A 21,933-nucleotide genomic window follows, 5' to 3' on the forward strand; every position below is an offset into this window, starting at 1 on the left:
GGTAGGGTGGGCGACGTGCCTTATCTGATCGTCATCCCGTACCTCGTGATCGAGGCCCTGGCCTTCTGGGCCGTGGCCTCCTGGCTCGGCGTGGGCTGGGCGCTGCTGCTGCTCTTCGCCTTCTTCTTCCTGGGGCTCGGCCTGGCCGGCCTCGAGATGCGCACCATCGCCACCCGCGCCGCCGGCAACCGGGAGCGCCCCGGCAAGGCCGCCGGCGGGATCGGGCTGACCGCCGCCGGGGCCGTGCTCGTCGCCGCGCCCGGCTTCGTGACCACCTTCCTCGGCCTGCTGCTCATCTTCGGGCCCACCCGCGAGCTCATCCGCCGCGGCCTGGCACGGCGCCTGCGCACCTTCCTCGAGGACATGGGCGCGCGCACCTTCGAGGCCACCGCACACTTCGGCCCACGCACCAGCTACGGCTCCTTCAATGACCACGAGGTCATCGACGAGGACGAGATCGAGAAGTTCCGCCGCGAGCTCGACGACTTCGACGGCGACACCGGAGAGAACGGCGACAGCGGCGACGGCAACACCGGCGGCAACAAGGGCACGGACGGCCGGTGAACCCGTACCTGCGCGGCGGCCTGCGCCTGCTCACCGCGATCGCCGGCGGCGTCGCGGTCTACGCCTCCTACGAGCCCACCGGCTGGTGGTGGGCCGCGATCCTCGGCGTCGCCCTCTTCTTCCTCGCGCTGTCGCCGTGGGGCGCGGACCGCCCGAGACTGCGCTTCGGCGCGCTCCTCGGCCTGGGCTTCGGGCTCGGCATCTACCTCGGCGTGCTGCCGTGGATCGGGGAGTTCGTAGGCGCCCTGCCGTACGTCGCCCTCGCCATCGTGCTGGCCTGCTACATCGCGCTCGGCTCGGTCGCACTCACCGCGGTGCTGCGCTGGCGCTTCGGTCTGGCCGCCGCGCCGTTGGTCTACCTCTTCATCGAGTTCTGCCAGTCGACCTTCCCCTTCGGCGGCTTCGCCTGGGTGCGCCTGGCCTGGGGCCAGATCGCCGGGCCCCTGGCCGCCCTGGCCCGCTACGGCGGTCCCGCCCTGGTCACCCTCGCCGTCTGCGCCGTCGGCGCCGCGCTGACCGCCCTCATCCTCGCCGCCTTCCGGCGCCGCCTCAGCCTCGCGGGCGCGGTCTGCGTCGTCGTGGTGCTCGCCGCCGGCCTCGGCGCCGGCACCCGGCTCGACCCCGAGGACACCCGGATCGGCCAGACCCGTGCGGCGGCGATCCAGGGCAACGTGCCGCGCATGGGGCTGGACTTCAACGCCCAGCGCCGCGCCGTGCTGGCCAACCACGTCCGCGAGACCGAGCGGCTGGCCGCCGAGGACGTGGACCCGGACATCGTCATCTGGCCCGAGAACGCCTCCGACGTCAACCCCTTCCTCGACTCCAGCGCGCGGGCCATGATCGAGTCCGCCGTCGCCGCCGTCGACGCGCCGATCCTGGTGGGCACGCTCACCCGCGACGAGGTCGGCGCCCGCAACACGATGGTCGTCTTCGACCCGCACGGCGTCGGCGACCACCACGACAAGAAGTACCTGCAGCCCTTCGGCGAGACGATGCCGATGCGCGACTTCTTCCGGCTCTTCTCCGACTACGTCGACCAGGCCGGCGACTTCAAGCCCGGCGACGGCGACGGCACCGTCCACATGCGCGGCGTCAACGTCGGCGTGGCCACCTGCTACGAGGTCATCGTCGACGCCGCCTACCGCGACGCCGTGCACGCCGGCGCCGAGATCCTCGCCACACCGACGAACAACGCCACCTTCGGCTTCACCGACATGACCTACCAGCAGCTGGCCATGTCGCGGATGCGCGCCATCGAGCTCGACCGCGCAGTCGTCGTGGCCGCGACCTCGGGTGTGTCCGCCATCGTGACCCCCGACGGCACCGTCACCGACCAGACCGCCATCTTCGAGCACGACCACCTCGTCGCCGACCTGCCGCTCAAGCGCGGGCTGACCCCGGCGGCCAGGTGGGGGAGGGCCTTCGAGTGGACGGCGGTTATGATGGGCGGTGCCCTCGCGGCCCTCGCACTGTTCACCGTCAGAAGGAGAACCCACCGTCGTGGCACCAAGTGACAGCACCCTGGTCATCATCCCGACCTACAACGAGCTGGGCAACCTGCCCCTCATCACCTCGCGGCTGCGCACCGCCGAGCCCGAGGTGCACGTGCTCGTCGTCGACGACAACAGCCCCGACGGCACCGGCGAGAAGGCCGACGAGCTGGCCGCGGCCGACGACCACATCCACGTCCTGCACCGGGAGGGCAAGGGCGGCCTGCTCGGCGCCTACCTCGCCGGCTTCGAGTGGGGTCTCGAGCGCGACTACCAGGTCCTCTGCGAGATGGACGCCGACGGCTCGCACGCCCCGGAGCAGCTGCACCTGCTGCTCGAGCAGATCGACGAGGGCGCGGACCTCGTCATCGGCTCCCGCTACATCGAGGGCGGCAAGGTGGTCAACTGGCCGAAGAAGCGCTGGATCCTCTCCCGCGGCGGCAACATGTACATCTCGCTGGCGCTGGGCACCGGCCTGACCGACACCACCGCCGGCTACCGCGCCTTCCGCCGCGAGGTCCTCGAGCAGCTCGACCTCGACCAGCTCTCCGCGGCCGGCTACATCTTCCAGGTCCACCTCGCCTGGCTGGCCGTCGAGGCCGGCTTCGACGTCCGCGAGGTGCCGATCACCTTCACCGAGCGCGAGATCGGCGAGTCCAAGCTCTCCGGCAGCTTCGTCGGCGACAGCCTCGCCGTCGTGACCAGATGGGGCCTGAAGCACCGCGGCCGGCAGCTGCGCGACCTGGTCTCCGAGATGGCCAAGCTCGGCGGCCACGCCATCAGCGAGCGCCGCCGCAAGTCGCGCAACCTGCGCAACTTCTAGCGCGCTCCGGTGCGCCCCGGCGCGCCCGGGCGCACTCGCGCAACGTGAATTGCCGACGCCGCGCAACGCGACGTCGGCAATAAAAAGACCCCGTGGGAGTACCACGGGGTCTTCTCCGGTTGAGGGCGTCGAGGGCTACTTCTTGCCCTCCTCCTTGTCCTTCTGCGCCTTCAGCCGCGCGGCGGAACGGCGGCGCTTGCGCAGGTGCTCGATGCGCTCCTCGAGCAGCTCGTCGAGCTCCTCGATGGAACGACGCTCGCGCAGCATGTCCCAGTGGGTGCGCGGCGGCTTGGCGGGCTTGGACTCGACGCCCTCGCCCTCGACGAGGGTGCCCATCTGGCCGTTCTTGCACAGCCAGGACTCGGGGATCTCCGCGTCTTCGGCGAAGGGGACCTCGAAGATCTCGCCGGAGTCGGTGCGGTACTTCACCATCTGGCGCGGAGCCAGGTCGTGGTCGCGGTCAGTCTCGTAGGAGACGGCGCCCATGCGGCTGCCACGGAGCACGCGGTCGGCCATATTCGCATCAGTCCTTTACTCGATCCCTTATTCCAGACGCTCAAGTATAACGCCCCACGGGTCTGGTTTGTTCCCGGGTGGGCTAGACTGTGTGCGTGCCAGACACCCCCGCCACACCGGACAACCGGCGCCGTCGTCCCACGACGTGCCAGTGGTGCGGTAAGGCGATCGAGAGCAGCGGCCGGGGGCGACCCCGCAAGTACTGCAGCGCCACCTGCCGCCAGCGCGCCTACGAGCAGCGGCACAACCTCTCCGGAAGACCCATCCCGGCCGACGCCGTGGTGATCACCCCGGAGCGGGCGGAGCAGCTGCGCGACGGCCTGTTCGAGGTCCGCTGCGCCGCGGAGGACGTGGCGACGGCCGCCGGCGAGGGTGCCGGGGCCGCGGAGCTCGAGGGGCTGTGCTCGGAGCTGGTGGCTCTGGCGAGGAGAGTCGAGAAGCTGAGGTAGTCGATGCTGAAGAACCGGAAGTTCGTGATCACCGCCTTCGTCGTGGCGATCGTGCTGATCGCCGTCGTCGGCGTGGTGCCCGCGGTCATATCCGCCTTCACCGGCCCCGGGGTCAAGACCGAGGGCCTGACCGACGAGCACGCCAAGCCCGCCGAGGTCAGCCTCGACGGCGACTGGGAGGTCGTGCGCAACCGCGGCGACAACGCCACCTCCGTCGGCTTCACCTTCCCGGAGCTCCTGCCCGGCGACCGCCGCGTGACCTCCGGGTCCACCCAGCAGATCACCGGCGGCGTGCGCGTCGAGGACGAGAAGCTCGTCGACGGCACCGTCACCGTCGACATGAACACCATCGAGTCCGACAACGAGCGCCGCGACATCAACGTCCGCAACAAGATCTTCGAGACGGACAAGTTCCCGACCTCCGAGTTCCGCGTCACCGAGCCCGCCGACCTCTCGGGGGTGCCCGACGACGGCAACGCCGGCGAGGTCGAGCTCACCGGCGAACTGACCATCCACGGCGTCACCCGCGAGGTCACCGCGCCGTTCAAGGTGCTGCGCGACCGCGATCGCGTCGTCGTCTCCTCGACGATCCCGGTCAACCGGCTCGACTACGAGGTCGAGACCCCCGACTTCGTCGCCGCCACCATCGACGAGCAGGGCGAGATCAACATCCGTCTGACCCTGAGGCAGCCCTGATGCTGCCGCGCATGATCCCCTGGCTGTGGGTGCGCCTGGCCATCGTCATCGCCTTCGGCATCTGGCTGACCACCACCGAGGTCGCCTGGCTCTCGCTCGTCTGTGTCCTCCTCGCGGCGCTGACCGGCTGGCAGCTCTACACGGCGTACCGGGCGCGGTAGGGGGCTCGGCGAGGTGTCCGTGCACGTGGAGCGGGCCCAGGTGCTGGGTCACCGCCTGCGTGTACAGGGGCTGCTGCCTCGCTCCGCGGCCTGCCTCGGCGCCTTCCAGGACAGCCCACCGTCGTCCGCCGCACAGGCGTCCGCCGTGCGCGGCGTCGTCAATCCCCGGCCCGTACGCACCTGGGCGATGCGGGGCGCGCCCTTCGTCTTCGACGCCGCCGACCTGCCCGTCTACACCCTCGGCGCGCTGCCGCCCACGCCCGAGGGCCGCCTGCGCCTGATCCGCGGCGTCGGCCCGCACCTCGCAGCGCTCGGGCTCTCGGTTGACGAGGCCCGCGAGCTCGTCTCCGCGCAGCTGCCGGAGGTGCTCGCCGGACGGCGCGTCGCCATCGACGAGCTCGGACGGGAGCTCGCCGCCGCCGTCGAACCGTCGCTCGGCGCCTCCGCTGTCCGGGTGTGGCGCTCGGAGGGCCCGCACGCGGCCGGCCAGCCCGTCGGCGAGGCCGTCGTCCACTTCCTGCTGCGCCTGTGCTGCCTGCGCGGCGAGCTCGCCTTCGCGCCCCGCGAGGGGGACAAGGCGCCGTTTGCGCTGCTCACCGAGTTGATTGACGACGTCCCGGGCGTCGGCGTCCGTGCCGACGGGGCGGGTGCTGCCGCCGGTGCTGCCGCACGCGCCGAGTTGGCGCGGCGCTTCCTGCACGTCTACGCGCCCGCCAACCGCGGCGACTTCGCGACGTGGCTGGGGGTGCGTTCGAAGGACGCGGAGGGGTGGTCGGCGCTCGCCGACGAGCTGGTGCCCGTGCGCTACGGCGGCCGGCGCGTCTACGCGCTCGAGGAGGACGTCGCGGCTCTGGAGTCGGCGGCGGATCCGGCGGAGGCCGAGGCGGCCGAGCCTGGGTCGACGCTGTGCCTGCTGCCGTCCTCGGACCCCTATCTGCAGGCTCGCGACCGCGCGACGATCGCGGGGGAGGAGCACCACAAGGCGATCTGGCGTCCGGTCGGCGCCCCGGGTGCGGTGGTCGTCGCCGGCCGGGTGGTCGGTGTCTGGCGGCCGCGCACGCGCTCGGGGCGGTTCACTGTGAGAGTTTTCTGGTTCGGCTCGGGTGGTCCCGGAGATGCCGGTAGTTCTGTACAGAAGGCCACGGGACAGGCCGTGGGGCAGGCGGGGCAGGCCTCGTCGAAGGTCGTGGAGCAGGCCTCGCGGAAAGCCTTGGAGCAGGCCTGCGAGCGCGAGGCGCACCTGCTGGCCGAGGCGCGGGGCGCTGATCTGGCGGGCGTGGTCTTCGAGGCGCAGTGATCTACTGCAAGCCGTCTCAGCATCGGCGGTCAGGCCGGCCCGGCCCCTCGACCAATGGCCTCGCCTTCCGCGTTGCAGTGACCTACTGCGCCACTCCGGAGAGCTTCAGCCATCACGATGAAGTACCCCACTGCAGAGTCTCGGTCGCGGCCGGCCTCGCCTCGGTGCAGTGATCCACTGCAAGGTCCTCGGGGTCAGATACGGGAGGGGTCGGGGATGGGCCAGACTGGGGTGGTGCAGTGATCTACTACTCACCTTGCGCCGGCCGTTGCGCCCCGCCGCCAGTCCCTCGACTTCCTTGCAGTGACTCACTGCAACCCCCACCCAGTCCCCGTTGCCGCCCGCCCCCTCACCACCGATGCAGTGACCTACTGCAAACCTTGAGCCGGCAGCTGCGCCCCACCGGTCACGAGAGTCCGCTAACCCCTCGACCCCGTTGCAGTGATCCACTGCAGGATCCGGGCGGCACTGGCGACACCACAGACCGTCACCCACTCAACCCCGGCGCAGTGATCTACTGCAGGCTCCATCCAGTCCCGCCGATGTCGGCTTCGGGACGGCGGTGCAGTGACCCACTGCAACACCACAACCCAGACACGAGCCCACACTTCACCCGAAAATCACAGCCCACATTCGAACACACCAGCGACCCCCGTCACACCCCTCCACTACACTGAAACCCGAACACAAAAGACACAACAAAACACCAGCACAAGACAGATAACCAGGGGGTAGAAAGGACCATGCGACACCACCGAGGACAACAAAAAGGCCACCACAAAGGATCGAACACCCACCTCAGAAAGAGGCTCGGCCTCCGACGGGCCGGCCGCACGATGGCCGGGCAGGCAACCTGCCGGCGCCAACGCATCGCCGCCAAGAAGATCAAGACCAGACTGCGCGCCCGCCGAGCCGACCGCGACAAACGCGAAGAAGAACTACGCCTCATGCGGGCCAACCGGTGGCGGGGAAACCAGACCCCCGCAGGACACGTCCCACCGAAAGACGGCACCAACCCACCCAACTACTTCTCCAATACCGACCAGACCGACCCGGTGGCGGTGAAAAGCCGGCTGAAGCGTCGCCTCGACTACGAGATCTGGATGGACAACCAACCCCGGGTAAATGAGACCATCACCGCCTACTCGACACGCATGGCCGCCTCCACCGCAGTCAGCCGCTACACCATCAAAGACTCCTACGTGACATCGCTCGGCGCCTACATCGACAAACTGCCCAGACTTAAGGCGCTGCAGGAGATGCTGTTCCACATCGAGGTCGGATCGCTTCGCACCATCGGGGCGGCCGTCATGGCCGTAAAAGACCCCGAGATACTGGCGAGGATCGATGAGGGCATCACCGACTTCCTCACCCCGACAGCACCCAGGCAGGCGCTTCCCACCACCTCGAAGATCAGTGACAAGATCAACGAACTGGTCAACCTCTACGACCCTAAGATCCGCCTTCCCAGAGACTTCGACGACGACGGCAAACCCGCACCGGTGCCCGGCATCTTCGAAACGGACGACTCGATTGCCGGGGTGACCGAGTACCGCATCACCCTGCCGGATGATCAGGCCAGCATCCTCAACAGTGTGCTGCAGGCGAAATCGATCTCCGATAAGACGAGTCTGACTGAGGCGTTCTACGACACGTTGACCGACAACACCACCGTCACGGTCACCAAGTGGGTCTACCAGGCAGCGGACCTGACCGACGCGCCGATGTGGCTGCCGGGTGCGGGCTGGCTGTCGCCTGCCGCGCAGGCCCGGTGGGAGGAGATGGTCACCGTCGTCAAAGACGCCACCTTGGGCCGGCAGGAGGAAACCCAGGCCCATGATCCGACGATGGGACTGGACGCCTGGCTGACCGGTGTGCACGACTCCTGCTCAGGCCCGTCGTCGACGACGAAGACACCTGACACCCAGTTCGAGCACCGCATCCCACACGAGGAGGGCGGGGCCACCGCGTTGGACAACGCGTCAAGGGTGTCGCAGCACTGGCACAACCTGAAGACCGACGGGCAGGTCAAATACCTCCATGATCCGGTCACGGGGATGACGGTGTGGTTGTTGCCGGGCAACATCTTCCAGGTCAGTGTGCCGGATGGTCCTTTGACGCCGGGTGGGGCGCGGTTGGCGATGACGGTCTCGGAGCATCGGCGGCAGGCGGAGGAGCGGGCCAGGGCTCGTGGTGAGGCGAGGCGGGCTGTGCATAACGAGAAGATCGGTTACGACCCGGCAGCCCCGGTGCCGTTCTGAGCCCGTGGCCGGCTGAGGGAGAGCACCGCGCGACCGTAGGGTCGGTCTCCGACGGCGACCGACGGGACGTCGGAAATTGACGGAGAGGAGGGGAGTGGTCAGTGACCGGGACGGTGAGGGGCCGCCTTGGGGCGGCCGGCGATCTCGAGCACGTCGTCGACGTGGACGAGGGCGCTGCGGCGGTGCGCGACGACGATGACGGTGACGTCCTCGAGGCGGGCGAGCATGTCCGTCAGTTCCTTCTGGCCGAGCGCGTCCTGGTGGCTCGTGGCCTCGTCGAGGATGAGGATCCGCGGCGAGCGGGCGAGCACCCGGGCGAGGCCGACGCGCTGCTGCTGTCCGCCGGAGAGTTCCTGGGCCTGAGCGTCGAGGGAAATCTCGCGGGCGTGCGCGGCGACGAGGGCACGGCGGGCGTCCTCCTCGCTGAGCTCGGGCTGTCCCATGCGCAGGTTGTCGAGCACGCTGCCACGCAGGATGGCCGGCGACTGCTCGACGAGCCCGACCGCGTTGCGCAGCTCCCTGGTCGCGACGTCGCGGACGTCGACCTCGCCGTCGGTGCCGGTGAGCACCACGCGCCCGGACTCCGGGTCCAGGAGACGCACCAGCGCCGAGACCAGCGTCGACTTGCCGCCGCCCGAGGGGCCGACGACGCCGAGGCTGCCGCCGGCGGGGACCTCCAGCGAGAGATCGTCCACCACCGGGCCGTGGCCGTAACCGAGGGAGACCGACTCGAGGCGCAGGCCCAGAGGACCGTCGGGAAGTGGACGGGGATCCGCGGGCTCGGGGATCTCGACGGGCCGGTCGATCTCGGCGAAGTACCGGCGCGCGGAACTGAGGGCGATCGGCAGCATGCGGGCGAAGCCCTCGACACCGTCGAAGACGGGCCCGAGCGCCAGCACGACAGCGACAGCGGTCAGGCTGCCGGTCGCCCACCACATAAGGCCGGCGCCCAGCCAGGGCCAGATGGTGGCCAGCCCGCGACGCAGGCCGTTGACCAAGCCGGTCGCGGTGACGTCGCGGGACAGGCGGTCCTCGACCGAGGCGAGGCCGCGCAGGCGGGCCGGCCCCGCGCCCAGGGAGGCGATCTCCTCGCGACCGCGGGCGTCCTCGCTCATGCGCTGGGCGATCTCGGCTCGCAGAGCCGACTCCGAGCCGCTGCGCCGGATGAACGGCAGCGCCCAGCCGAGCGCGAGGCAGGCGACGAGCACCACGAGGGCACCCGTGCCCGCGGCGGGATCGACCGCGCCCCAGACGAGTGCCGCGACGGTGGCGACCGCCGCGCAGGCCGTGGGGGCGAGAGTGTGCGCGAAGAACACCTCGACGAGGTTGATGTCGCGCGTGGCCACGGCCATCACCCGACCGCCGGCGGCCCCGCCGGGGGCGGCACCGCGGGCCACGAGGGCGTCGTAGAGGCTGACCCGCATGCCCGCGAGCAGGCGGAATGCCGCGGAGTGGCCACAGACCTGCTCGGCCCAGCGGCAGCCGGCACCCAGCAGGGCGAAGAGCACCATCCCGAGGATAAAGCCGCCGAGACCGAAGTCCGGGCGTGTCGAGTAGACCCACGCGGGGAAGATGATGAGGCCCGCCGTGCCCGCCTGCGAGAGCACCCGGAAGAAGGCGGAGGCGGTCAACTGCGCGCGGGCGCGGCCGGCCAGACGGAGAAGTCGGGGGATCATCGGAGGGCCTCCTCGCTGGTACGGGCCGCGTCCAGGAACGCGGCGGGGTCGGTCAGCTCGCCGTCGACGACGGCGACCACGGCGTCGACGTCCTCGGTCTCGGCGACACGGTGGGTGACCTCGATGATCGTGGCGCCCGTGGACCTCGCGGTCGCGCGCACCGCGGCGGCGGTGTCCCGGTCGAGATTCGCGGTCGGCTCGTCGAGAAGCAGGATGCCGGCGCCCTGGAGCAGGCCGCGGGCGATGGCCACGCGGGCGGTCTCGCCACCCGAGAGCCCGCGTCGTTCGGAGATCGGCCGGTCGAGGTCGAAGTTCAGCCCGACGGCGTCGGCCACCTCACGAAGGTGGCTCGGGGGATACCCGTGACCGGCGAGATCGAGGTTCTCCGCGAGCGTCCCGGTGAAGAGCACCGGCCGCTGCGGCACGTAGCAGCACACGGCGGCGAGCTCGTCCCGGGAGACCGCCCGCCCGTCGACGAGGACCTCCCCCTCGGCGGGCAGCAGGCCGCCGAGCGCGAGCAGCAGCGTCGACTTGCCGGCGCCGCTCGGACCCACCACGGCGAGGTGCGACCCGGCGGGAACCTGCAGGTCAGAGACCCCGAGTACAGGGCGTTCACCGCGCTCGACCCGCAGGTCACGCACGGTGACGGAGGGCGCGGCGGTGAGCTGCGGGACGTCGGCAATCTCGGGCCGGGAGGCGGTGCCGAGCAGCGCCCGGATCTTCCTCAGCGCGGCCTTGCCGGACGCGCCGGTGTAGAAGGTGCGGCCCATGTCGTTGACGGGGGCGATGACCAGGCGCGCGAGCAGCACGCAGGCGAGCGCCTGGGCGGGGGAGAAGGCGCCCGTGTGCAGCAGGAAGAGTCCCGCGGCCGCGGCGACGGTCATCGTGGCCAGGCCGAATGCACCGTCGGTGACGAGGATCATGACCTGGTTGCGGTAGAGCAGGCCGATGACCTTGCTGCGCATGCGCTCGGCGAGACCGGCGATCTGGGCGCGGCGCTGCGGGGTAGCGTTCAGGATCAGCGCGCTGCGCAGACTGCGGACACCCGCGAGGAACGCGCCGGCGAGCATCCCCGAGGCCCGCCCGTAACCGGCGCCGGCGCCCTTGAGACCGCGCACGGCCCACGCGACCAGAACCGGCACCATCAATGTAGTGAGGAGCAACAAACCGGCGACGGGCCACGAGAGACCGAGGCCGATGAGGAGGAGGACGCACAGGGGCGCGAGGCCGGCGGCGACGAGCGGGCCGAGGTACGTGACCGTGTAGACGGAGGCCTTCTCGGCGGACTCGGTGGCCGCCTGGATGAGGTCTGCGTCGTCGTCGCGGTCGACCTCGAGGTTGGCGGCGGCGAGCTCGGTGCGCCAGCGTCGTTCCTGCGCGGCGCGCAGCCGGTCCGGGAGGATCTGCTCGAGGACGGCCAGTGCGACGGCCAGCGCCAGGACGCCGACGGCGACGGTCACGCGGGTCGCGTCGGCGCCGTGGTCGATGATCGACGCGCCGGCGAGGACCACGCCGCCGAGCGCGGTGACGCGGGCGGTGATGACTCCGACGAGGAGCCATCCGAAAGTTAGAATGTCGTGCACGGGCGTCAGTGTAGCCTCGGTTCGCGGCGACGCCCGTGAGGGCACCCCGGCGCGGTGACGCTCGCGGCCGTCCGGGTGTGGATATTCCGTTTATTATCGTCACAGTGACGTATTTAGGGTGAGTGGCCGGTCGTGGGCGAGTGGGGTATCTGGGGCGGTTTCCGGGGCTTCCGGGGTTTCCGGGGGATTGACGACGTCCCGGTGGCCGGCGCGGGCAGTTCCGTGCGGGTCGGCGGGTTGAGGGGTGGCAGCGGGTTCGCCTGCGGGATGGGCAGACCGGAGGCTGAGGGGCGAAGAATCGACTCCAGCGCGGACCACTGATTCCTGGACGGAGAACTGAACCCGGAGTCAGAGTCCGGATGCCGCCGCGGAGTGTCGGCACATCCGGAACGGGCCAGGCATGCGAGGCGAGAGTCTGACTGCGGAGCTGAAGCTACGTGACGGGCGGACACCCGAAGGGCCAAGAGCGGCTGCATGACCGCCAGAGGCGCCAGAGGCCAGCCACAACGCGTAACCGCACGCGAAAGACCAACTCTCCGTAATTGTCCGATAATGTACATTATGTCATTTCGGCGTGGCTGCCGCTCTCCCGCCGAGCACCATGACCGTCACGACGATCTGCGGTATGACGAGGACGACGAGGAACGCCGGGACCGTCGTGAGGCTGAGCGCCCGGACCAGCGCCGAGAACGCGGCCCCGCCGGCCATCTGGATGAAGAAGAACAGCCCCGCGGCCACGCCCGGGTAATCGAGCTCGAGGCCCAGGAGCCCCGCCTGGGTGAACGGGATCGTCGCCCCGACGCCGATGAACGTCACCGCCATCGCCGCGACGACGAACACGGGACGCTCCGTCGCCCCGAACATCCCGAACATCCCGAACGCCCCGAGCACCGCGAGCAAGAGCGCGCCGGCGACGCCCACGACGCCGAGTCCGAGCCCGCGGACGACGGCGCGGGACGCGTCCGAGGCACGCTTGACCAGCATGCTGCCGGAGAGATACCCGAGCGCCGGGACCGCCATGAGCGCGCCGTAGGCCACCGGCGGCTGCCCCAGCAGGTCCTGCAGGATCGTCGTCGACGAGCTGACGAAGCCGAAGTAGGTCATCCACACCAGCGAGATCGCGCTTGCGTACCAACGGAAACTCGCGGACGAGAGCGCCTGGCCGAGCGCCCCCGCGAACCGCCGCGGCGTGGGCAGCCGAGGGTTGTCCGCCACTGCCCCGCCGAGCAGCAGGATGAGCGGGACGAGCGCGACCGCGAAGACGGCGAGCACCAGGAAGAGGGCGCGCCAGTCGAGGACCCGAGTGGCCAGTCCCCCGACCAACGGCGACAGCGACGGCGTGAGCGAGATGACCATGGACATCGAGGTCAGCACGCTGATCCGGCGGTCCGCCGGATACCGGCGCTGCACGATGATCCGGCACAACACCGTCGTCGAGGTGCCACCCAGGGCCTGCAGGAAGCGGCTGAGGCCGAGGAAGGCGACCGTCGGCGCGAATGCGGCGAGCACGCAGCCCACGGCGAAGAGTCCGAGCCCCAGCGCCTGCAGGCGGGTCGCGTCGAACCGGTCCGCGAGTGTCCCGGAGACGAACATGCTCACCGCGTAGCCGACCATGTAGACGGTCAGCGTGGCCTCGACGGCGGCGACCGAGGTGCCCAACTCCCCCGCGATCGCCGTGTTCGACGGGTTGGCCAGCGTCAGCCCGAGCTGCGGGACCATGACGACCAGGAGCAGGATCCAGGCCGCCCTGGGCGGTGTGCGGTTCGGGGCCACGGCGTGACCTTCCCTTTTCCGGGTTTTGGGATGGGCGTCACATTAGCACCGGGGCGCCGGCTTCAGGACCGCGACCCGCGGTTCGACCCCGTGCTCCCCTCCTCACCTGAACCCCGTGCTCCCCTCCTCTCCTGAACACTGTACAGTTTGGTCCATGAGCACAGAAGCATGGGACGCGGCACGCATCGAGGCCGTCGACCGCCGGCACGTCTGGCACCCCTACGCGCCGAGGGCGCGGGCGGAGTCGAACGTGCCGGTGCGCTCGGCGCGCGGAACGAGGCTGACACTCGCCGACGGCCGGGAGGTCATCGACGGCATGAGCTTGTGGTGGTCCGCCTGCCACGGGCACTGCCACGAGCACCTGCGCGAGGCCGCGCACCGCCAGATCGACACGATGAGCCACGTCATGTTCGGCGGGCTGACCCACCAGCCGGCCGCGGAGCTGGCCGAGCGCCTCGTCCACTTCGCCGGCGGCGGGCTCGACGCCGTCTTCTACTCCGACTCCGGCTCGGTCTCCGTCGAGGTCGCCCTCAAGATGGCGCTGCAGTGCCAGCGCGGGCGTGGACTCCCCCGGCGCGACCGGTTCCTCACCTGGCGCGGCGGCTACCACGGCGACACCCAGGGCCCGATGAGCGTGACCGACCCCGACGGCGGCATGCACTCGCTGTGGGCCGGCACCCTGACCCCGCAGGTCTTCGTGCCCGCTCCCCCGCCCCGCGGCAGTGACGGGGACACGCGCGCGGCCTACCTCGCCGGCGTCGAGCGCGAGATCCGCGAGCGCAACGCCACCGAGCACGGCATCGCCGGCATCATCGTCGAGCCCGTCGTCCAGGGCGCGGGCGGCATGCGCTTCCACGACCACGAGCTCGTCCGCGGCCTCGGGGAGGTCTGCCGGCGCACCGGGACGCTGCTCATCCTCGACGAGATCGCCACCGGGTTCGGGCGCACCGGCGAGACGCTCGTGTGCACCGCCGCCGGGGTCCACCCGGACATCCTCTGCCTGGGCAAGGCGCTGACCGGCGGGTTCATGAGTTTCGCGGCGACGATGACCACCGCGGAGGTGGCCGCCGCCGTCGACACCCCGGCCGGCGGCGGCGCGCTGATGCACGGGCCGACCTTCATGGGCAACCCGCTGGCCTGCGCGGTCTCACTGGCCGCGCTCGACCTCACCGAGTCCGGCTACTGGCGCGAGCGGGTCCCGCGCATCGCCGCGCTGCTCACCGAGGGCCTCGCGCCGCTCGCCGACGACCCGAATATCGCGGACGTGCGCGTCCTCGGGGCCATCGGCGTCGTCGAGGGCGTCACCGAGTGGCCGGCGCAGGCGACGCGGACCCTGCTCGAGCACGGCGTGTGGCTGCGCCCCTTCGGGCGGCTGCTCTACACGATGCCGCCCTTCGTCAGCACGGACGAGGACGTCGAGACAATCACCGCGGCGATGCGCGCGGTCGTCGGAAATCAGGAGGTCAAGGCATGATCATCGCGGTGACGGGAACGGGGACGGACGTGGGCAAGACGGTGACCACGGCGGCGCTGGCGGCGTTCTGGGCGCAGCGGTGCCCGGTGACCGTGGTCAAGCCGGTGCAGACCGGCGACGATGACGACCTCGCCGAGGTCGCCCGCATGAGCGGGGTGAGCGACACGGTCCGCTTCGCCCGCGCGCCCGAGCCGTTGGCGCCGGTGACGGCGGCGCGGCGTGCGGGCGTGGAACTGCCCCCGCTTGACGACGTCGCGCGACGCACCCGGGCGCTGGACGCGCCCGACTCCGTGGTGCTCGTCGAGGGCGCGGGCGGGCTGCTGGTCGAGCTCGGCGAGGGCTGGACGCTGGCGGACCTGGCCGGGCGGCTCGGCGCGCCGGTGGTGGTGGCCACCCGCACGGTGCTGGGCAGTCTCAACCACCTGGGGCTGACCCTCGAGGCGCTGGCCACCCGGGGCCTCGACTGCCTGGGTGTGGTCGGCTCCCGGGTCTCCCCCGACCCCGACCTGGCCGAACGCTGCACGGTCGCGGAGCTGCGTGAGCGGGAGGACTGGCTCGGCGAGCTGACCGACGGCGCCGCGCAGCGGCCGGCGGCACAGTTGGCGGCGGCGCTGGACGCCGAGCGGTTGCTTTCCCGCGCCGCCCGCTAAACTGACTGCATGGCTGAAGAGCGCGAGAATCTGACCTACGAACGATTCGGGACCGCGGTGCGCGAACTCGCCCGCCAGGTGCTCGACGAGTACCAACCCGACGTCATCCTCTCCATCGCCCGCGGTGGCCTGCTCATCGGCGGCGCCCTCGGCTACGCGATGGACATCAAGAACGTCTCGGTGATCAACGTCGAGTTCTACACCGGTGTCAACGAGCGCCTCGAGCAGCCCGTGATGCTCCCCCCGACGCCGAAGGCCGTGGACCTGACGGGCATGAAGGTGCTCATCGCCGACGACGTCGCCGACACCGGCGAGACGCTGCGCCTGGTCCAGGAGTTCTGCGCGGCCACCGTCGTCGAGTCGCGCACCGCGGTCATCTACAAGAAGCCCCACTCGGTCATCGAGCCGGACTTCGTGTGGAAGGAGACCGACCAGTGGATCAACTTCCCCTGGTCGGTCCTGCCGCCGGTCACCTCGGACGTCGAGAAGCCGTAGCCTCCCGACGCCGGGTGAGAGGCCCGGCTAAGCGCCCGGCGTGATGCGGCCCTCGAGGTCCGCCGGGCCGATCTTTCCGGCCTGCGAGTCGGCGATGGTCTCGAGCGCCGTGCCCACGGAGTCCCAGGTGTTCCAGTTGAGCACGCCGCGCACCTCGTGGCCGTCGAGGTAGTAGATCACGGCGGCGGTGTGGTCGTCGTTCCAGAACTCCCGGGTCTCCAGCCCGGTGTCGAGCAGGCCGACGGCCTCGTAGCCGTCGTCGAAGAGGTCCGAGAAGAACATCGGGGTGTCCGTGTACTCGGTGTGCGCGCCGGCCATGTTCGCCCCGGCCGTCTTCCCGGTGCCGCCGGCGTTGACCACGTGCTCGACGCGGCGGCGCCCGAAGAGCGCGTCCGGGAAGGCGGCGATGTCGCCGGCCGCCCAGACGTCGACGGCGCTGGTCGCCATGGTCGCGTCCACGCGCACGCCGCCCTCGGCGGTCGCCAGGCCGGCGTCCTCCGCCAGCTCGACGGCGGGGTCCGCACCCAGGGCGAGCACCACGACGTCGGCAATCACCTTGCGTCCGTCCTCGGCGACGACGGTCGGGCGCTCCGGGTCGGCGACGTCGACGCTCCCGGCGCGGAAGCCGGACTCGAGGGTGATCCCCTTGCCGCCGTAGACCTCGGAGACGTGGGTGGCGATAGAGTCGGGCAGCATGTGCGCGAGCAGCTTCTCGTCCGGGAAGCAGAGCGTGACCCGCGCGCCGACGTTGCTCAGCCCCGCGGCGAGCTCGGAGCCGATGTAGCCGCCGCCGACGACGGCGACCTCGGTGCCCTCGGAGATCAGCGGGCGCAGGGCGACGAAGTCCTCGGTCTCGCGCAGCGTGAGCACGCGCGGGCTCTCGGGCTGGTCCGGCAGCCGGCGCGCCCGCGAGCCCGTGGCCAGCAGGAGACGGCCGTAGGAGATCTCGCGGCCCTCGACGGTGACGGTGTGGCGCTCCGGGTCCAGCGCGGTCGCGTGGGCGTCATTGACGACGGTCGCGCCCGTGCGCTCGGTGCCCAGGTAGACGTCGGTGAGTTCCTTGTCGGGGTCCATCCAGAGCGTCTTCGAGAGCGCGGGGCGGCCCACCGGCGGGTGCTGCGAGCCGTTGACGACGAGCACCTCGGTCTCGGGGGCGGCGTCGAGGATGGCGCGGACGGCGGCGTCGGCCGCCTCACCCCCGCCGACGATGACGTGCGGGTAGGAGTCCTTCAGCTGTGAGACATCGGTCATGGGACCGAGTGTAGGTGCGAATCAGCGGCGACCGCGGCGGTGGCGGTGCACGGCGGTCAGCTGCACCAGGTCGAGCATGCCGAGGTCGACGAGGGCCCGGCGCAGCGCGAACTGGTAGCGCCACAGCCGGCGGAAGACGGCGTCGAAGCCCTCGGCGGCGGCCTCGCGGTGGTGCGCGGCGAAGGTCTCCTCCTGCAGGCGCAGGGTCTCGCCCAGATGCGAGCCGAGGTGGCGCTCGGCGACGACGCGCAGCGCCGAGCCGCGGTCGAAGCGCCGGTAGAGGTCCGTGAGCGGCGGGTGGTCGAGTGCGGGCCACAGGTAGGCGCGCAGCGGGTCGAGCGCGCGGCGGGCCGTCGCGGTGGTCTTGTCGGTGGCCACCACGGTCTGCATCGCGAGTCGCCCGCCGGGGGCGAGCAGGTGGTCGACGGCGGTGAGGAAGGCCGGGCGGTCCCTGGCGGAGAGCTGCTCGTAGCGCTCGACGGAGACGACGGCGTCGTAGCGGCCGCGCCAGCCGACGGGAACGGCGGAGTCGATGAGCTCGGTGGCCACCGAGTCGCGCACGCCGGCCAGGGTGAGCTGCTCGACGGTGGCCTCGAGGTGGGCGCGGTCGGCGGTGAGCGTGTCGACGGTCGCGCGGCGCTCGGCGGCGGCCACCGCCAGCGCCGAGCCGGTGCCCGGGTACTCCAGCAGGTGGGTGCCGGGGTGGCAGTCCACGGCGTCGAGCAGCAGCTCGAGCGCGCCGCGCTGGGCGGGGCCGAGGTCGGGGCGGGCGACGTCGACGGGCGCGGAGTGCTCGGTGACGTCGACGAAGTGGCGGGCGGGCTCGTCGCCGTGCCCGGCGCCGCGCACGAAGGACTCCACGGCGGTGCGCACGGTCGTCGGCACCCCGGAGCTGAACGCGCCGGCGGCGAAGGTGACCTGGTCGCCGGAGCTGAACTTGACCAGCTCGGCGGGCAGCTCGGCGCCCTGGTAGTCGCCGGGTTCGACGCGCGGGCGCGCGCCGACGGCCGGGCGGTAGCCGGTGGAGATCAGCGCGCGCAGCACGGCCGCGAGGTCCTCGGCGTGCCACTCCCCGGCCATGAAGGACTCGGCGAGGCCGAGCCAGCCGGAGGTGCCCAGGCGGGCGAAGAGCTCCTCGTGCTCGACGACGAGGTCCGGGGAGCCGGCGGGGTCGAGGGAGAGACCCGCCTTCGCGCAGGCGTCGGCGAAGCGCGCCTCCGCGCGGCGGGCCCGGACACGGGCGACGGTGCCGGCGGGGACGCGGGCGACCCCGGGCCAGCGGCCGGGGTCGATGCTCTCGAGATGCTCGCTCGTCATGACGTGTCAGAGATTACCCGGCGAGAGGCCCGCCACGCGTCCGGCGCGCGCGTGTGACCCCCGCCGGGGTGTCGCGGGAGTGAGGTGGGTCTATCATTACGCAGTGCATGAAAGCTGAACCAGAGGAGCATTGCTGCATGACTGAACAGCCGTACCGCCCGGCCGGCGGCCGCCACCACGTCGTGATCATCGGATCGGGCTTCGGCGGTCTGTTCGCCACCCGCGAGCTCGATGGGGCGAACGTCGACGTGACCTTGATCGACCGGAACAACCACCACCTGTTCCAGCCGCTGCTCTACCAGGTGGCCACGGGCATCCTGGCCTCCGGCGAGATCGCGCCGCAGACCCGCCAGATCCTGGCCGACCAGGACAACGCCTCCGTGGTCGAGGGCGAGGTCGTCGACGTCGACACCGACAAGCAGACCGTGACCACGGTGCTCGGCGACTACCGCCGCACTTACGAGTACGACTCCCTGATCGTCGCCGCCGGCGCCGGTCAGTCCTACTTCGGCAACGACCACTTCGCCGAGTTCGCCCCCGGCATGAAGACCATCGACGACGCCCTCGAGATCCGCGCCCGCGTCGCCGGCGCCTTCGAGCGCGCCGAGCAGACCGACGACCCGGCCGAGCGTGAGCGCCTGCTGACCTTCGTCGTCGTCGGCGCCGGCCCGACCGGTGTCGAGCTGGCCGGCCAGCTCGCCGAGATGGCCCACCGCACCCTGGCGGGCGCCTACCGCAACTTCTCGCCGAACTCGGCGAAGATCGTGCTGCTCGACGGCGCGCCCCAGGTGCTGCCGCCCTTCGGCAAGCGCCTCGGCCGCAAGGCCCAGCGCCAGCTCGAGCGCCTCGGCGTCGAGGTCAAGCTCAACGCCATGGTCAACAACGTCGACGAGAGCTCGGTGACCTACCGCTCCGGCGACACCGACCACACCATCGAGACCTACACCAAGATCTGGTCCGCCGGTGTGGCCGCCTCCCCGCTGGGCAAGCTCATCGCCGACCAGGCGGGCGCCGAGGTCGACCGCGCCGGCCGCGTGCAGGTCAATGACGACCTGACCGTGGGCGACCTGGACAACGTCTTCGTCGTCGGCGACATGATGGGCAAGGACCGCCTGCCGGGCGTCGCCCAGGTGGCCATGCAGGGCGGCGAGTACGCCGCCGAGCAGATCGCCGCGGAGGCCGCGGGCCGCGACAAGTCCGCCCGCGAGCCCTTCGAGTACTTCGACAAGGGCTCGATGGCCACCGTGTCCCGCTTCTCCGCGGTGGTGAAGATGGGCAACGTCGAGGTCGCCGGCTTCATCGGCTGGGTCCTGTGGCTGGCGGTGCACGTGATGTACCTCGTCGGCTTCCGCAACCGCTTCGTCGCTGCCTTCTCCTGGGGCCTCAACGCGATCTCGCGGCACCGCTGGAACCTGGCGACCACCTCGCAGCAGATGCACGGGCGCACCGCCCTGCGCAAGCTGAGCGAGCTGTTCGACCCGAAGGACGCGGAGAGCCCCATCGAGGTGCGCGACTCCGCGCAGTACCCGAACCTCTGACCCGGAGGGACGCGGTGCGCTGCTAGGGTGGCGTCCAAGACAACGGGGTGCCCCGCCGAGGGGCTGAGAACACACCCGTGGAACCTGCTCTAGCTCGCACTAGCGGAGGGATTGTCTCCTCGACGCGCGCGGGCCGGGGCCTTCGATACGGAAGGACACCGCCCATGGCCAGCACACAGATCCCCACCGTCCTCGCGATCGCGGGGACGGACCCCACCGGGGGCGCGGGACTCCAGGCCGACATCAAGGCCATCAGCGAGACCGGGGGTTTCCCGCTGAGCGTGGTGACCTCGCTGGTCGCCCAGAACACCTGCGGCGTGCGCGAGGTGCACACCCCGCCGGTCGACTTTCTCCTCGCCCAGCTCGACGCCGTCTTCGACGACGTGCGCGTCGACGCGGTCAAGATCGGCATGCTCGGCACCGCCGAGGTCACCGAGGCCGTCACGGGGTACCTGGACGCCCACCCCGTCAAGACGCTGGTGCTCGACCCCGTCATGGTGGCCACCAGCGGCGACCGGCTGCTCGACTCCGCGGCCGAGGCCGCGCTGCGCGAGCTGTGCCGGCGCGCCACCGTGATCACCCCCAACCTGCCCGAGCTTGCCGTCCTGGCCGGGGAGCCCGAGGCGGAGGACCTCGACGCCGCCGTCGCGCAGGGGGCGAGGTTGGCCGCCGAGCTGGGCTGCGCGGTCGTCGTCAAGGGCGGGCACCTCAGCGAGGAGCGCGCCGACAACGTCTGGGTCTCCCCCGCCGGCGCCACCCACCCCGCGCCCACGGCGCGGGTGGCCACGCGCAACACGCACGGCACCGGCTGCTCGCTGTCCTCCGCGCTCGCCGGGCGCCTGGCCGCCGGCGACGAGCCCGGCGACGCCCTGGCCTGGGCGACCGGCTGGCTGGCCGAGGCCATCGGCCACGCCGACGCGCTGGGCATCGGAGAGGGCAACGGGCCCGTCGACCACACGCACCGCTCGCGGCGCCTGGCCGCCGCGGCGGCCACCACGCCGTGGCCGGAGCCGGCCTCCGTGCCCGAGGCGCTCGAGGCGCCGGAGGACCTCGGCGCACTGGCGACCGAGGGCCTCGAGGCCCGCATCGAGGCCGCCGGCCCCTGGACCGCCGCGCTGTGGCGGGCCGCCGCCGGGGTGGCCGAGGCCGCGACCACCGGCGAGTTCGTGCGCCGGCTCACCGGCGGCTCGCTGGCGAAGCCGCAGTTCGACTTCTACCTGCACCAGGACAAGCTCTACCTGGACGACTACTCCGAGGCGCTGGCCGAGGTGGGCACGCACACCCCCGCGGGCGAGGACCGGCTGGCCTGGTTCCACGACGCCGCCGAGACCATCGAGACCGAGGCCGCGCTGCACCGCGCCTGGTTCCCCGAGGGCGCGGACGCCGAGGACCCCTCCCCCGTCACGCTCGGCTACACCAGCTTCCTGCGCGCCGCCGTGCGCTCCGAGGAGCCGTGCGTCGGCGCGGCCGCCGTGCTGCCCTGCTACTGGCTCTACTCGGAGATCGGGCTGCGCATGGCCGAGCACATCCGCGAGGACCATCCCTACCGCGCCTGGCTGGAGACCTACTCCGACGAGGGCTTCATCACGCAGACGAAGGCCGCCCTCGCCCGCGTCGAGCGCGCCCTGGCCGCGGGCTCGCCGCGCGGGCGTGCGCGGGCGGTGCGCGCCTTCCTGAACTCCTGCCACTGGGAGCGGGAGTTCTTCGACCAGGCGTCGCGGGCCTGACCTGGGGTGACGCCCGGCGGTGTGAGGTGGGATCGTCACCGCGGACAAAATGACGTGTCGCGCTTTAAGGTCCGACCATTGCGGTGTACACTGAACCGTGGTAATCACCCGCACCGCCAGTGCGGCCGTGAGCCCGCGGGCGAGAGTCCCGCGGAAGAGACTGCATAGGCAATCTGATTGACACGCGCGGGA

The 21,933-nt window shown here is 71.3% G+C and carries 19 protein-coding genes and 1 riboswitch; of the genes, 13 read left to right on the plus strand and 6 right to left on the minus strand.

Annotated features, from left to right (window positions below):
* The first annotated feature begins 15 nt into the window (after nucleotides 1-15).
* From CFRA_RS05785 to CFRA_RS05795, 3 genes are read left to right on the plus strand one after another with little or no spacing between them, the layout of a single operon-like run.
* Nucleotides 16-564, plus strand: a complete 549-nt coding sequence (locus tag CFRA_RS05785; RefSeq protein ID WP_075664910.1) for an FxsA family protein — start codon at nucleotides 16-18, stop codon at nucleotides 562-564.
* Nucleotides 561-2,078, plus strand: coding sequence for an apolipoprotein N-acyltransferase (lnt, locus tag CFRA_RS05790; protein ID WP_083666870.1), 1,518 nt, complete (start codon nucleotides 561-563; stop codon nucleotides 2,076-2,078). Before CFRA_RS05785 ends, lnt begins: the two co-directional genes overlap by 4 nt.
* Nucleotides 2,065-2,877, plus strand: a complete 813-nt coding sequence (locus tag CFRA_RS05795) for a polyprenol monophosphomannose synthase (protein ID WP_075663838.1) — start codon at nucleotides 2,065-2,067, stop codon at nucleotides 2,875-2,877. Before lnt ends, CFRA_RS05795 begins: the two co-directional genes overlap by 14 nt.
* Before the next feature lie 135 nt (nucleotides 2,878-3,012).
* Here CFRA_RS05795 and CFRA_RS05800 read toward each other — a convergent pair whose 3' ends face one another.
* Nucleotides 3,013-3,393: an RNA polymerase-binding protein RbpA gene (locus tag CFRA_RS05800; protein ID WP_075663839.1), complete on the minus strand. Its 381-nt coding sequence runs from the start codon at nucleotides 3,391-3,393 to the stop codon at nucleotides 3,013-3,015.
* 95 nt (nucleotides 3,394-3,488) lie between these two features.
* Between CFRA_RS05800 and CFRA_RS05805 the strand changes: the two genes are divergently transcribed.
* The 5 genes from CFRA_RS05805 (at nucleotide 3,489) to CFRA_RS05820 (ending at nucleotide 8,257) form a co-directional block, all read left to right on the plus strand.
* Nucleotides 3,489-3,842: a hypothetical protein gene (locus CFRA_RS05805; RefSeq protein ID WP_075663840.1), complete on the plus strand. Its 354-nt coding sequence runs from the start codon at nucleotides 3,489-3,491 to the stop codon at nucleotides 3,840-3,842.
* A gap of 3 nt (nucleotides 3,843-3,845) precedes the next feature.
* Nucleotides 3,846-4,538, plus strand: coding sequence for a YceI family protein (locus CFRA_RS05810; RefSeq protein ID WP_075663841.1), 693 nt, complete (start codon nucleotides 3,846-3,848; stop codon nucleotides 4,536-4,538).
* Nucleotides 4,538-4,699 carry a hypothetical protein gene (locus CFRA_RS11600; RefSeq protein WP_156887970.1) on the plus strand — a complete coding sequence of 54 codons (162 nt, stop codon included), beginning with the start codon at nucleotides 4,538-4,540 and terminating at the stop codon, nucleotides 4,697-4,699. Before CFRA_RS05810 ends, CFRA_RS11600 begins: the two co-directional genes overlap by 1 nt.
* A gap of 13 nt (nucleotides 4,700-4,712) precedes the next feature.
* Nucleotides 4,713-5,996, plus strand: a complete 1,284-nt coding sequence (locus CFRA_RS05815; RefSeq protein ID WP_156887971.1) for a DNA glycosylase AlkZ-like family protein — start codon at nucleotides 4,713-4,715, stop codon at nucleotides 5,994-5,996.
* A 743-nt stretch (nucleotides 5,997-6,739) separates the two neighbouring features.
* The gene (locus CFRA_RS05820) at nucleotides 6,740-8,257 is read left to right on the plus strand and encodes a hypothetical protein (RefSeq protein ID WP_169842169.1); all 1,518 of its coding nucleotides are present in this window, start codon (nucleotides 6,740-6,742) and stop codon (nucleotides 8,255-8,257) included.
* A gap of 98 nt (nucleotides 8,258-8,355) precedes the next feature.
* On the opposite strand, the gene CFRA_RS05825 is transcribed toward CFRA_RS05820, so the two are convergent.
* The 3 genes from CFRA_RS05825 to CFRA_RS05835 form a co-directional block, all read right to left on the minus strand.
* Nucleotides 8,356-9,933: an ABC transporter ATP-binding protein gene (locus CFRA_RS05825; protein ID WP_075663844.1), complete on the minus strand. Its 1,578-nt coding sequence runs from the start codon at nucleotides 9,931-9,933 to the stop codon at nucleotides 8,356-8,358.
* Nucleotides 9,930-11,516 carry an ATP-binding cassette domain-containing protein gene (locus tag CFRA_RS05830; protein WP_075663845.1) on the minus strand — a complete coding sequence of 529 codons (1,587 nt, stop codon included), beginning with the start codon at nucleotides 11,514-11,516 and terminating at the stop codon, nucleotides 9,930-9,932. The genes CFRA_RS05825 and CFRA_RS05830 overlap by 4 nt, the downstream gene beginning before the upstream one ends.
* 564 nt (nucleotides 11,517-12,080) lie before the next feature.
* Nucleotides 12,081-13,289 carry an MFS transporter gene (locus CFRA_RS05835; protein WP_075663846.1) on the minus strand — a complete coding sequence of 403 codons (1,209 nt, stop codon included), beginning with the start codon at nucleotides 13,287-13,289 and terminating at the stop codon, nucleotides 12,081-12,083.
* A gap of 154 nt (nucleotides 13,290-13,443) precedes the next feature.
* On the opposite strand from CFRA_RS05835, the gene CFRA_RS05840 reads away from it, so the two are divergent.
* The 3 genes from CFRA_RS05840 to CFRA_RS05850 are packed head-to-tail and all read left to right on the plus strand — an operon-like array spanning nucleotide 13,444 to nucleotide 15,908.
* Nucleotides 13,444-14,763, plus strand: coding sequence for an adenosylmethionine--8-amino-7-oxononanoate transaminase (locus CFRA_RS05840; RefSeq protein ID WP_075663847.1), 1,320 nt, complete (start codon nucleotides 13,444-13,446; stop codon nucleotides 14,761-14,763).
* Nucleotides 14,760-15,413 carry a dethiobiotin synthase gene (gene bioD / locus CFRA_RS05845; protein ID WP_075663848.1) on the plus strand — a complete coding sequence of 218 codons (654 nt, stop codon included), beginning with the start codon at nucleotides 14,760-14,762 and terminating at the stop codon, nucleotides 15,411-15,413. Before CFRA_RS05840 ends, bioD begins: the two co-directional genes overlap by 4 nt.
* A 9-nt stretch (nucleotides 15,414-15,422) precedes the next feature.
* Nucleotides 15,423-15,908 carry a phosphoribosyltransferase gene (locus tag CFRA_RS05850; protein ID WP_075663849.1) on the plus strand — a complete coding sequence of 162 codons (486 nt, stop codon included), beginning with the start codon at nucleotides 15,423-15,425 and terminating at the stop codon, nucleotides 15,906-15,908.
* Between the two features lie 27 nt (nucleotides 15,909-15,935).
* On the opposite strand, the gene CFRA_RS05855 is transcribed toward CFRA_RS05850, so the two are convergent.
* Nucleotides 15,936-17,159, minus strand: a complete 1,224-nt coding sequence (locus CFRA_RS05855; protein ID WP_083666871.1) for an NAD(P)/FAD-dependent oxidoreductase — start codon at nucleotides 17,157-17,159, stop codon at nucleotides 15,936-15,938.
* Nucleotides 17,160-17,180: 21 nt separating this feature from the next.
* A complete protein-coding gene (locus tag CFRA_RS05860) occupies nucleotides 17,181-18,476 on the minus strand; it encodes an SAM-dependent methyltransferase (RefSeq protein ID WP_075663850.1) in 1,296 nt (431 codons plus the stop codon).
* A gap of 137 nt (nucleotides 18,477-18,613) precedes the next feature.
* Here CFRA_RS05860 and CFRA_RS05865 point away from each other — a divergent pair, with 137 nt between their 5' ends.
* Nucleotides 18,614-20,014, plus strand: a complete 1,401-nt coding sequence (locus CFRA_RS05865) for an NAD(P)/FAD-dependent oxidoreductase (protein WP_075663851.1) — start codon at nucleotides 18,614-18,616, stop codon at nucleotides 20,012-20,014.
* A gap of 33 nt (nucleotides 20,015-20,047) precedes the next feature.
* Nucleotides 20,048-20,142: riboswitch (TPP riboswitch) on the plus strand.
* A 36-nt stretch (nucleotides 20,143-20,178) separates the two neighbouring features.
* Complete coding sequence (locus tag CFRA_RS05870) at nucleotides 20,179-21,741, plus strand: bifunctional hydroxymethylpyrimidine kinase/phosphomethylpyrimidine kinase (RefSeq protein ID WP_075663852.1); 1,563 nt, start codon at nucleotides 20,179-20,181, stop codon at nucleotides 21,739-21,741.
* The last annotated feature ends 192 nt before the right edge of the window (nucleotides 21,742-21,933 follow it).

The organism is Corynebacterium frankenforstense DSM 45800 (genome assembly GCF_001941485.1).
GTDB lineage: Bacteria > Actinomycetota > Actinomycetes > Mycobacteriales > Mycobacteriaceae > Corynebacterium > Corynebacterium frankenforstense.